This window comes from Cobetia sp. SIMBA_158, assembly GCF_046566945.1.
GTDB lineage: Bacteria > Pseudomonadota > Gammaproteobacteria > Pseudomonadales > Halomonadaceae > Cobetia > Cobetia amphilecti.
The window spans coordinates 1-231 of the sequence record NZ_JAWJYL010001210.1 but is presented as its reverse complement, the minus strand read 5'-3'; the positions used below and the strand labels follow the sequence as shown (position 1 = coordinate 231).

General features: G+C 63.2%; 1 protein-coding gene. It reads left to right on the top strand.

Annotated elements, in window-relative coordinates; all coding sequences use genetic code 11:
- Window positions 1-158, top strand: a 158-nt coding sequence (locus R2R70_RS23570; RefSeq protein WP_410979429.1) for a TRAP transporter large permease subunit, incomplete at its 5' end; no start/stop codon positions are given.
- Between the last annotated feature and the right edge of the window lie 73 nt (window positions 159-231).

Here is a 231-nt window from a genome sequence, read left to right as displayed (position 1 = left end):
CCGCCGCCACGGAAGTCTCGGCGGCCAAGATGTTCATGGCTGGGCTGATTCCGGGACTGCTGATGGGGGGTATTTTGATGGTCGCCATCTATATCGCGGCGCGGATCAAGACGTTGCCAGCACAGCCTTTCCCCGGCGTACGGGTGCTTGCGCGCTAGGGCCTGATCGCCATGGGCGCCCTGATGTTGATCTTCATCGTGCTGGGGTCGATCTATGGCGGCGTGGCGAGCC